The organism is Dactylosporangium sp. NPDC006015 (assembly GCF_040614215.1).
GTDB lineage: Bacteria > Actinomycetota > Actinomycetes > Mycobacteriales > Micromonosporaceae > Dactylosporangium > Dactylosporangium maewongense.
In genome coordinates this window covers 44,505-55,348 of the sequence record NZ_JBEXUD010000064.1, presented here as the reverse complement: position 1 = coordinate 55,348, position 10,844 = coordinate 44,505, and the positions used below count along the sequence as shown (strand labels likewise).

The window sequence follows — 10,844 nt, the reverse complement described above, 5'->3', positions numbered from 1 at the left end:
GCGCCGGCGACCGCCGCCCGGGCGGCGACGAAGTCCGGCCCCGGGTCCTCGCGCCGGGTCGCGCCGCCGATGTGGGCCAGCAGCCCCAGCACGCCGGCCCGGTCCGGCACCCGGGAGTCGCCCGCGAGGCCGAGCAGGAACGGGATCGCGGCGACGGTGCTGTCGAACACGTCACCGTGCAGGTGCACCGCCCCGCGCAGCCCGTTCAGCGCGTCCGCACGCGCCTCCGGTTCCGGCCCGACCAGCCGGCGGAGCAGGTCCGGCACGTCGTCGGCGGCGCCCCAGGCGTGGCCGAGCGCCGCCCAGTCGACCCCGTCCAGATCGTCCGGGTCCTTGATCACGGCGGCAGCGTGCCAAACCGGCGCAACGCCACGGCGCCTCCCGCCGGTCCGGTTGAAGCCACAAGGCGTTTTGGTTGTGTCCGCTGCTCGACACGCGGTTCGACAACCGGCCTCTCAAGTCCAGGCGTGATCGATGTGTCCGACATCCACACATCGTCATGAGGAGATCACCGTGCTGCTTCGCATCGGCACCGCCGCTGTCGCGCTCGCCGCCACCGCCCTGTTCGTCTCGCCCGCCGCGGCCGCTCCGGCGGAAGGGCCGATCGACGCCATCTCCGGCAAGGTCGGCCTGTCCGGCGACCCGTACACCCCGTCGGCCGTCGCCGAGATCGGCGTCATCAACAGCGGCGCGACGGCGCTCGAGGGCCGGTTCATCCTGGAGCTGCCGACGGGCTCGGTCACCGTCGAGCCCGGCCAGTGCGACACCGGCACGAAGGCGGGCACCTGGATCTGCTCGGCCGGCACCGTCGCCCCGAACGTGGGCAACCCGAAGACGGTCGGGATCAAGATCCGTTCAACGACCGGCGAGCCCGTCTTCCAGGTGTCGACGCTGGGCTACCTGCAGGGCATGGCGCCGGACGGCACGCTCGGGAGGCGCAACGACTTCGTGGTCGCGTGGCCGGACAAGGGGCCGCTTCGCCTGTCCGCGCAGGCCGGTCCGGTCAGCGACGGGCACGTCGACGTCGCCGTCCGCGTCACGAACGCCGGCAGCTTCACGTTCGGCCAGTACTACCTCGTCGCCTACACCGCGGGCGGCGTGCGCGCCGTGTCGCCCGCCTGCACCGGCAGCGGCCGGATCCCCGCCGAGCAGGGCTGCGAGATCCACCGCACCGGCCCGTTCGCGGCCGGCGCGCAGGACACGTTCACGATCCGCCTGTCCGTGCCGGCGAAGCGGTCGGAGGTCGAGCTCGTCCTCACGCCGACCAACCGGTACACCAACAAGGACACCAAGGTGAAGCTCACCGTCGGCACCACGTCCGCGACGACGCCGGCCCCGACCTCCCCGGCCGCGAGCGTCTCACCGGTCCCGGCGCTGCCGAAGACCGGGACGAACGTCGGCCTGCTCGCCGTGTCCGGCGGGCTGCTGCTGGCCGCCGGTGCGGGCCTAGTGCTCGTCGGCGCCCGCCGCCGCTTCCGTACGGGCTGAGCGTAGGGCGATCGCGGCGGTGGCGGTGCCGGTACAAGAACACCACCGGCACCGCCGCGACCGGCGGCTCATCGGATGCCCAGCGCGCTCATGAGCAGCGCGGCGACGGCGTCCCGGTGCTCCGGGCTGTCCCGCCAGCGCAGCCTGCGTCCGGCCTCGACCACCACGCCGAAGCCGGCGTGGATCAGCACCCGGGCCTGGCGCGAGTCGAGCTCCGGACGCGCCGACCGCAGCTGCTGCTCCCACACGGCGATGTGCTCCCGCTGCGCGACGACCAGCGGCCGTTGCAGGTCGGCCGGCAGGCCGGCGAGCTCGGCGTTGGCGACGCTGGTGAGTGCCGTGTGCTCGAAGCTGTACGCCACGTAGGTCGCGGTCAGCGCGACCACCGCGTCGTGCGGGTCGGCCGTCCCGCGGAGGTTCTGCTCCACCGCCTGGGCCAGCAGCCCCGCCGCCTGCAGGCAGGCCGCCGCCAGGATGTCGGCCTTGCCGGGGAAGTACCGGTAGATCGCGGACGGGACCAGCCCGACGGCCTCCGCGATCCTGCCGTTCGTGACGTTGGCGAAGCCGTCCCGCTCGAACAGCGGGATGGCGGCCGCGAGGATCTCCGAGCGCCGGGTGCGTGCCACGGGCTGGGCGGGCAGGTCGACGAGGCGCGCGATGCCGGTGGCCGCCGCCGGGTCGGTCGCGGCCACGCGCAGGGCGGACCCGACCAGCACCTCTTCGAGGCGGCGCTGCGCGATCGCGGTGTGGTGCATCGTGATCGACCCGATCGCGCCGAGTGCCGCGACGGCCCGCAGGTGCTCGTCCGGGAGCGGATGCTCGCGGTGTACCGCGTCCGCCACCCGGGCGACCACGTGCGCGAACTTCGCCCTGAGCGCCTGCCGGTCGCCGCGATCGAGGTACCTGGCCTCCCATCGGTACACGCCGCCCGACGCGCGATGGGCGACGGTGACCCGGGCGGCGGCGGCGAGGACGTCGGCCAGGGAGGCTTCGGCGGGCACGTCGTCGAGCGCGGCGACGAGCCGGTCGGCCATGACGTTCGCGCACTCGGCGAACAGCGCGTACTTGTTCGGGAAGTGCCGGTAGAGGGCCGCCGCGGTGATGCCCATGCTGGCGGCGATCTCCTCCATGGACGCCGCGTGGTAGCCCCGTTCGCTGAACATCCGGCCGGCCGCTTCGATGACGAGCTGCTTGCGGTTGCGGGGCCGGACGGCCGCGGTCGACTCGGTGGTCACAGCGGCGACCGACCAGGCGTGTGCGGGAGCCCGCCGGACGCGCCGGTCAGGGGTCCGCACCGCAGCGGCACGGCGATGTCCCATGGCATGCCGCCGATCCTGACACATGACCGGGCGTCGGCCACGGTACCGGCGGCGACGGCCGCCCTCCGGCGCGGCGGAGATTCCCTGCGCGGACGCCCTTGCCGACCGGCGGATTGTTTCGTATGTTAACGGAGAATCACACATCGACTTCCGTAAGGTTGTCGCTGTCCGCCACTGCTTAGCCCCTGCATGAGCAGCGCCCATGCCTTCACGGAACCGGGGTAAGTAAATGAGCAATCTCAACTTCAACCGACGGAGCGTCCTCTCCCTCGGCGTCGCGCTCGGCCTGGTGAGCGCGGTGGGCGCCGTCCCGGCCGCGGCAGCGCCCGCCGCCGCGGGCACCGACCCGTGGTGGGCCTGGGACGACGAAGTGGACCAGCTGGTCGCCGGGCTGCTCGACAACGGCCAGGTCCCAGCGGTCAACACCGCGATGCGGTCCTGGGTCAACAACAGCGACGCACTGCCCAGCGGCCTGCCCGCCAACCTCCGCACCTACCTGCAGCAGGTCAACACGCTGCCCTCCTGGGCCGACCGCAGCAAGCTGCGTCTCGCCGCCGACTTCAACCGGCGCAAGGACACCTACCTGTTCATGCTGTACGGCCTCGGCAGCGGCATCATGAGCACGGTGATCCCGCGTGAGGCCAAGTCGGTGTACTGGTCCGCGGGCGGCGCCAACATGCAGGACCGCGCGGCCAAGACGTTCACCTTCGGCTACGACCTCAGCGAGCTGACCGCGTTCGAGCCCAACGGCCAGTTCGTGGTCACCGCCAACAAGACGCGCCTGGTGCACGCGGCGGTGCGGCATCTGCTGCCGCAGTCGCCGCAGTGGCGGGCGGTCGCCAACGAGCCGGGCGGGATCCCCATCAGCAACGGCGACATCCTGGTCACCTTCCACAGCCTCGGCACCTTCGTGCACAAGAAGCTGAAGGAGTGGAAGGTCCGGATGACGGCCGCGGAGGAGACCGCCTTCCTGCACCAGTGGCAGGTCGCCATGCACCTGCTCGGCGTGCGCGACGAGTTCATCCCGCAGACGTGGGCCGCCGCATACGCGCAGTCGGCGTCGGCGCTCACCCCGATCCTCGCCCCGACGCAGGAGGGCAAGGAGCTGGCCGAGGACCTGCTCGGGCTGACCGCGCAGATCGACCTGGGCGTCACCCGCGGCTTCCTCAACGAGTTCGTCCGGTACGTGCTCAGCAACGAGATCGGCGACTGGCTGCGCCTGCCGCGCGACTACGCGGCGGCGACCCTCGTCCGCACCGCCTGGCCCACCTACATCGCGTTCCGGGAGGGGCTGATCCCGATCGCGCCCGCCAGCTTCTACATGTTCGACCAGTTCATCCGGGCGCTGGCGATGCTCTTCCTCAACAAGGGCGCCTCCGGCACGACCACCCTCATCACGATCCCCACCGGGAACCGGGCCTAGCTCGGTCCTGACGCAAGGGAGCCGGGAGGATTGCCTTCCCGGCTCCCGCGGGCCTCCTCAGCACGGCGCCGGGCCAGCTCGTCGAACTTCCTCGCCAGTGCCGCCCGGCGGGCGGCCGCGTTGGAGCCGTCCAGCTGACCGGCGAACACCACCCGGGCCGCGACGACCAGGTCGTCGGTGACGGCCGGGTAGGCGCGGGCGATGACCCAGAGCGCTTCCTCGGTCTCCATGTCGAGCCCATTGCAGGAGTAGATCCCGCCGCCGGTGGAGACCGACGTCAGCAGCTCCTCGAAGATCGCCCGCTGCTCGTCGTCGTCGGGATGGTCCAGGCGCACCGGCCCACCTTAGAACGGGTCAGCGTCGGGGGAACGAGCGGACGGGTGCGGGCACCGTGATGCCCACCTCGTCGCCCGGGCGAGGTGTCCGGTCGCCGGGGACACGCGCGACCAGGTGTGTGCTCTGGCCGGCCAGGTCCAGGCGGACCATCGCGTCGGCGCCGTGGTAGGTCACCGACGCGACCGACGCCGTGGTGCCGGACGGCTCGCGCAGAACGAGCTGCTCGGGTCGCACCATCACCAGGACGTCGCCGGTGGCCGGTTCGGCCAGGTCGAGCCGGCCCAGACAGCAGTGGACAGCCCGGCCGTCGGCCTGGCCGCGCAGCAGCATCGCGTCGCCGAGGAACCGGCCGACCTCGGGCGTGGCCGGTGCGGCGTACACGCCGGCCGGGCTGTCGACCTGGGCGAACCGGCCGTCGAACATGACGGCCACCTGGTCGGCGAAGGACAGGGCCTCGCCCTGGTCGTGGGTCACGAGGACGGTGGTCGCGCCCCGTTCGGCGAGCGCGGCGCGGGTGGCCTCGCGGGTCGCGGCGCGCAGTGCGGTGTCGAGCGAGGAGAACGGCTCGTCGAGCAGCACCACCGACGGTTCGCGGGCCAGGGCGCGGGCGAGCGCGACGCGCTGCTGCTGCCCGCCGGACAGCTCGTCCGGCCGGCGGCGGGCCAGGTCCGGTGACAGCCCGACGAGCTCGAGCAGCGGCTCGACCTGGGCCGCCCGGCGCCGCTCGGCCCGCGGCAGCCCAAAGGTGATGTTGCCGGTGACGTCGAGGTGCGGGAAGAGCGCGCCGTCCTGGCGGACGTAGCCGATGCCGCGCCGCTCCGGAGCGACCAGGGCCGGTCCGTCGGTGAGCACCTCGCCGCGTACCTCGATCCGCCCCCGGTCTGGCCGGATGAACCCGGCGATCGCCCGCAGCAGCGTGGTCTTGCCGCTGCCGGAAGGGCCGAGCACGGCGGTGATGCCGCCCGCGCGCACCCGCAGGTCGACCTGGTCCAGCACCGGCGGGCCGCCGTAGCCGACGGTGAGCCCGGTGACGGAGATGCCCGCGCCGCTCACCGCTGGTCCAGGATCTGCCGGCGCAGCAGGATGGTGAGGGGGGCGGACAGGGCGATCATCGCCGCAGCGTACGGGGCGCTCGCGACGTAATCCAACTCGTCGCTCGCCGACCAGAACGCGGTCGCGAGGGTCTCGGTGCCGGTCGGGGCGAGGAGCAGGGTCGCGGTGAGCTCGGTCGACGTCGCGAGGAAGACCAGCACGAATCCGGTCAGCGCCGACGGCAGCACCAGCGGCAGGACGACCCGGATGAGGGTCCCGAGACCGGACACCCCGAGCGACCGCGACGCCTCGAGGAGCTCAGGCGGGGCCGCGGCCAGGCCGGACCGCCAGGCGACCATGGCGCGGGGCAGGAAGAGCACCGTGTAGGCCAGCACGGCGAGCGCGGTGGTCTGGTAGACGGGACGGGCCCACTGCACCGCGAGCGTCACCAGCGCCAGCCCGATGACCACCCCGGGGAGTGCGCTCGCGATGTACGTGCCCCGCTCCAGCGCGGTCGCCAGCCGAGACGGGTACCGGTGCAGCAGCCACGCGGCGGGGAGCGCCATGACCGCCGCCGCCAGGCCGGCCAGCGCCGCGAGGCCGACGGTCGATCCCGTCGCCGCGAGCAGCGGACCGGCGACCACCGCGCCGGACGTCATCGCCCGCACCAGCCAGCGCAGCACCAGCACCAGCGGCACGACGAGGGCCAGCCCGACCAGCCCGACGAGGGCGGCGGACGCGGGGACGGTCCACGCGCCCAGGCGGTACGCGACCGGACGCTGCCGGGTGCCGGAGCCCACCCGGGCGATCCGTGCGCGGCCGCGCAGCGGCACCTCGAGGGCCAGCAGCCCGACGCAGAGCACGATCAGCGCGGCGGCGAGGATGCTGCCGGCGGCGTTGCTGAACCCGACCGCGAACTGCTGCAGGATCGCCGTGGTGAAGGTGGGGAACCGCATCATCTGCAGGACGCCGAACTCGGCGAGCAGGTGCAGGGCGACCAGCAGCGCGCCGCCGGTGATGGCCGGACGCAGCTGCGGCAGCGCCACCCGCAGTACCGCCGCCGGACCGGACGCGCCGAGCGACCGGGCGGCGTCCAGGTGTCCCTGGTCGAGGGCCCGCAGCAGGGCCGCGGCCGGCAGGAAGACGAACGGGTAGTAGGCCAGGACGGTGATGAACACCGCGCCGCCCAGTCCCTGCACCGACGGCAGCACCGACGTCCAGGCGTAGCTGCTGACGAACGCCGGGATGGCCAGCGGCGCGAGGAGCAGCGTGCGCCACGCGCCGGCGCCCGGCAGGGTGGTCCGCTCCACCAGCCAGGCCGCACCGCACCCGAGCAGCACGGTGATCGGGACGGTCAGCAGGACCAGCAGCATCGTGTTGCCGAGCAGCTCGGCCGTCCTCGGCCGCAGCAGCAGCCGCGACACCTCGTCGCCGCTGGTGGCCGCCTGACCGATCACGACCAGGACCGGCAGGATCATCACGGCCGCGACCAGGACCGCGGCCGCCACGACGAGCCACGGCATCCGGGTGGACCGGCGGGCGCGGACGGCCGGCCGGGTCGGCGCCGGCACGTCGTGCGCCGCGGCGGGCGGCTCGCGCAGGTCAGAGGATGCCGGCATCGGTCATTAGCCTGTTGACCTTGTCGGAGTTGAGCGTGAAGGGGTCGACCGGCGGCGCCTGCAGGCTGTCCAGCGGCGGCAGCGCGGGCGCGGAGGCGACGCCGTTGCCCACGGCGTACTCCATCGACTTGGAGTCGACCAGCACGCGCTGCCCGGCCTCGCTGGTGATGTAGGCCAGGAACCTGTGGGCCTCGGCCGGCTTCTTCGACCCGGCGAGCACGGCGCCGCCGGACAGCGACACGAACGCTCCGGGGTCCTGGTTGCGGAAGTAGTGCAGGGCCGTGTTGGCGCTGCCTTCCTTGGTGCCGGCCTGGTCCCGGTACCAGTAGTAGTGGTAGATCACGCCGCACTCGATCTCGCCGGCGTTGACCGACTTCATCGTGGCGATGTTGTTCTGCAGCGCCCGGGCGTTGGACTTCAGCCCGGCCAGCCATTCGGTGGTCTTCTGCTCGCCCTGGCCGGCGAGCATGCCCGCGACGATGGCCTGGAAGTCCGCGCCGCCGGGGGCGCACGCCCAGCGGTCCTTCCACTGCGACCCGGCGAGGTCCATCAGCGACTTCGGCAGGTCGGCCTTGTCGAGCTTGGTGGTGTTGTAAACCAGTACCGTGGACCGGGCGGCGATCGAGGTCCACACCTGCGACGACGGCGTCAGGTTGGCCGGCACCTGCCGCCGGGTCTCCTCGTTGAGCGGGGCGAGCAGCTTGTTGCGCTCGACCAGCGTCATCGCCGGGCTGTTCTCGGTGAGGAACACGTCGGCGGGCGACGCGGAGCCCTCGGCCACGATCTGGTGCCCCATCGAGGCGTCGGAGCCCTTGCGGATCTGCACCTTGATGCCGGTCGCCGCGGTGAACGCCTCGGCCCACGCCTTGGTGAGGTTCTCGTGCTGGGCGGAGTAGACCTGCAACGAACCGGGGTCGGCGACGTAGCCGTCCTCGGACTTCGAACCGCACCCCACCAGGCTCACCGCCCCGACTGCCCCAAGGCCGGTCAGGAACGTGCGTCGACGCATGTCATGTCCTCTCTCACGAGTTGCCTCGCCGCCATGCGACGGCGGATGACCTCGACCGGCGGCAGCGGCGGCAGCCGCCGGTGCAGGACGTGGTTGCCGGCCGCGCAGAACCCCAGGCCGGCGGCGATCGCGACCGCGAACTTGAGGATCGGCGCGCCGAAGAACGCGAACACCTGGAACTGCACGAGGTAGATGTGCAGCGAGGCGGCCGCCAGTGCGCCGAGCGGGCGGACGAGCAGCCGCGGCACCGGGAGGGCGGGCACGAGCGCCAGCAGCGTGAGCCCGAGCATGATCGCCAGGTTGCGTGCGGGTTGTCCGGGGAAGAAGCCGACGGCGGCGGCCACCGCGACCGCGGTCGTGACCAGCCGGCGCTTCCGGCTGTCGGCCACCGCCATCGCGACACCCGCCACGAACAGCCACGCGACCGTGCCCGGCAGGCCACGCAGCGGGCCGTCGTACAGCGCGATCACCACGTAGCGGGGCACCAGCAGCACCACGAAGGCGACCATGGTGGTGCGCCAGGCGTCGGCGGCGTATGCGGCCCGCAGCCGCGGCACCGCCAGCGCCGCGACGGTGACGGCCACGATCACCAGGTAGGCCTCGACGAACCAGAAGTTGTTGGAGGCCTGCGGTCGGACGAGCCAGTGGACCAGCGCGACGTTCGACCAGTGGACCGTCCCGAACCCGAACAGCATCACCGCGGCGACGGTCACCGCCGGGACGGCGACCCCGACGGCGATCCGGGCGCTTCGCCGCACGCGCTCCTCGGTCGCCGGCGAGGTGAGCACGTAGCGGGCGAAGAGGAAACCGGCGACCGCGAGCAGGATGTGCGCCCCGCCGGCCAGCCGGAACAGGCCGACGTGACTGCCGCAGATCGTCACCACGGCCACGCCGCGCAGCACGACGGTCGTGTCGACCCGCTGCACCAGCGGACTCCACCAGCGCGACGGTGGCCGCCGGTCGGCGAGCGCGACCAGGTCGCGGACCGGCCGGTGGTGCCAGTCGGGCGGGAGGTCGCCGAGCAGGCGCGTCAGGCCGACGGACGCGACGACGTGGCTGAAGGAGTCGCCGCCGAGCTCGACGAACGACCGGTCGAGGTCGACGCCGTCGCTGCCCACCAGCGGCTCCAGCACCGCGACCACCGCGGCGGCCGTTTCTGCCTGCTGGCCGGAGGTCTCGATGACGTGCAGGTCGGCGCTGTGCCGGCGGTCGGGTTTGCCGTTGGGCAGCAGCGGGAGCTCGTCGACGGCGCGGGCCGAGATCACCGACCGGCTGAGACCGGAGACCTGCGCGGCCAGGTCGCGGACCTGGTCGGGCGACTGCTCGCCGCGCCGGTAGGTGACCTGCAGCTGGTCGTCGCGGCCGGTGACGCAGGACCGCAGCCCGTGGCCGCGCAGGGAGCGCTCGACCTGGCCGAGGTCGATGCGGATGCCCATGATCTTCACGAAGTCGGACCGGCGGCCGACGATCCGGACCAGTCCGTCGGCGTCGATCCGCGCGAGGTCGCCGGTCCGCAGCTCGCTGTGTGTCCGCCCCAGGGCCAGGTGGTCGGGGTGCTCGGCGTATCCGAGCATGACGCCCGGTCCGGTGAACACGAGCTCGCCGACCGGGCCGTCGGGTGCGGCTGGTGCGGCCACCGGCTCGTCGGCGCCGGCCGGGTCGAGCCGGAACGCCGATCCGGCGATCGGCCATCCCACCGCGTCGGGGTATCGCTCCGCCAGCTCGGGTGGCAGCACCGCCATGCGTGCGGTGGCCTCGGTCTGGCCGTACATGACCGCCATGCCCCAGCCGGCCGCGCGGCCCCGGGCGGCGAGTTCCCGCACCCGCTCGGGCGGCAGCGCGCCGCCGGCCTGGGCGAGCAGCCGGAGCGAGGGCTGATGGTCCAGCACGCCTTGGACGTCGAGCAGGTCCACCACGTGCGGGGTGGCGGCGACCAGGGTGACCCGGTCGCGGCGCAGGTCGTCGGCGAAGCCGGGGTCGGTGACCGACCCGGGCCGCAGCACCGTGGTGGCGCCGGCGCGGAGTTGGGCGTGCAGCACCGACAGCCCGAAGCAGTAGTGCAGCGGCAGCGAGGTGACCGCGCGGTCGGCCGGGGTGATCGACAGCGCGGACGCGATCGCCTCGGCGTTGCTGAGCACGTTGTCGTGGCTGAGCCGGACCAGCTTGGGTGAGCCGGTGCTGCCCGACGTGCTGAGCAGCACCGCCAGGTCCGGGTGCAGGAGGTGCCGCGGCGCGTCGGTGTCGCTGGCCGGCGTCGCGGCCTCGAAGGTGCCGTCCGGGTGGAGCCACAGGTCGGGCTGGTAGACCGCGGTGATCGACCGGTGCTCGGGCGGGGTGATCAGGGCGACGTGCCCGGCCGACAGCACCGCCAGATATCCGAGCACCAGGTCGCGGTCCGGGGCCAGCGGCACGTGCACGAGCCGCCGGCCGGCCTGTGCTGATGGCAGGGCGGCGGCGAGCGCGGCCACCCGATCGGCGAGCTCCCCGTAGCCGAGGCATCCGGCGGGGTCGATCAGGGCAGGGTGATGCGCGCCGGCAGTGTCGGACACCAGGAAGGTGGCGCGCACCTGCCGGGGATCCAACAGAGGCATAGTTGGTGAGGCTAACCTAACTATCCG

General features: G+C 73.1%; 8 protein-coding genes and 1 pseudogene. 2 read left to right on the top strand and 7 right to left on the bottom strand.

Going from position 1 to position 10,844, the window contains the following annotated elements; all coding sequences use genetic code 11:
• Window positions 1–341 (bottom strand): annotated as a pseudogene (locus tag ABZ321_RS53120) (hypothetical protein); the annotation flags it as partial.
• A 172-nt stretch (window positions 342–513) separates the two neighbouring features.
• Here ABZ321_RS53120 and ABZ321_RS53115 point away from each other — a divergent pair.
• The gene (locus tag ABZ321_RS53115; RefSeq protein WP_354904041.1) at window positions 514–1,488 is read left to right on the top strand and encodes an LPXTG cell wall anchor domain-containing protein; all 975 of its coding nucleotides are present in this window, start codon (window positions 514–516) and stop codon (window positions 1,486–1,488) included.
• A gap of 68 nt (window positions 1,489–1,556) precedes the next feature.
• Here ABZ321_RS53115 and ABZ321_RS53110 read toward each other — a convergent pair whose 3' ends face one another.
• The gene (locus ABZ321_RS53110; RefSeq protein ID WP_344500501.1) at window positions 1,557–2,723 is read right to left on the bottom strand and encodes a helix-turn-helix domain-containing protein; all 1,167 of its coding nucleotides are present in this window, start codon (window positions 2,721–2,723) and stop codon (window positions 1,557–1,559) included.
• A gap of 313 nt (window positions 2,724–3,036) precedes the next feature.
• Between ABZ321_RS53110 and ABZ321_RS53105 the strand changes: the two genes are divergently transcribed.
• Complete coding sequence (locus ABZ321_RS53105; RefSeq protein WP_354904039.1) at window positions 3,037–4,230, top strand: oxygenase MpaB family protein; 1,194 nt, start codon at window positions 3,037–3,039, stop codon at window positions 4,228–4,230.
• On the opposite strand, the gene ABZ321_RS53100 is transcribed toward ABZ321_RS53105, so the two are convergent.
• From ABZ321_RS53100 to ABZ321_RS53080, 5 genes are read right to left on the bottom strand one after another with little or no spacing between them, the layout of a single operon-like run.
• On the bottom strand, window positions 4,227–4,565 hold the full coding sequence (locus ABZ321_RS53100) for a hypothetical protein (protein WP_354904037.1): 339 nt from the start codon (window positions 4,563–4,565) through the stop codon (window positions 4,227–4,229). The genes ABZ321_RS53105 and ABZ321_RS53100 overlap by 4 nt on opposite strands.
• A gap of 19 nt (window positions 4,566–4,584) precedes the next feature.
• Window positions 4,585–5,619, bottom strand: coding sequence for an ABC transporter ATP-binding protein (locus ABZ321_RS53095; RefSeq protein WP_344500495.1), 1,035 nt, complete (start codon window positions 5,617–5,619; stop codon window positions 4,585–4,587).
• A complete protein-coding gene (locus tag ABZ321_RS53090) occupies window positions 5,616–7,217 on the bottom strand; it encodes an iron ABC transporter permease (protein WP_354904035.1) in 1,602 nt (533 codons plus the stop codon). The genes ABZ321_RS53095 and ABZ321_RS53090 overlap by 4 nt, the downstream gene beginning before the upstream one ends.
• Window positions 7,201–8,226, bottom strand: a complete 1,026-nt coding sequence (locus ABZ321_RS53085; RefSeq protein WP_354904034.1) for an iron ABC transporter substrate-binding protein — start codon at window positions 8,224–8,226, stop codon at window positions 7,201–7,203. Before ABZ321_RS53085 ends, ABZ321_RS53090 begins: the two co-directional genes overlap by 17 nt.
• Window positions 8,205–10,817: an AMP-binding protein gene (locus ABZ321_RS53080; protein ID WP_354904033.1), complete on the bottom strand. Its 2,613-nt coding sequence runs from the start codon at window positions 10,815–10,817 to the stop codon at window positions 8,205–8,207. Before ABZ321_RS53080 ends, ABZ321_RS53085 begins: the two co-directional genes overlap by 22 nt.
• Between the last annotated feature and the right edge of the window lie 27 nt (window positions 10,818–10,844).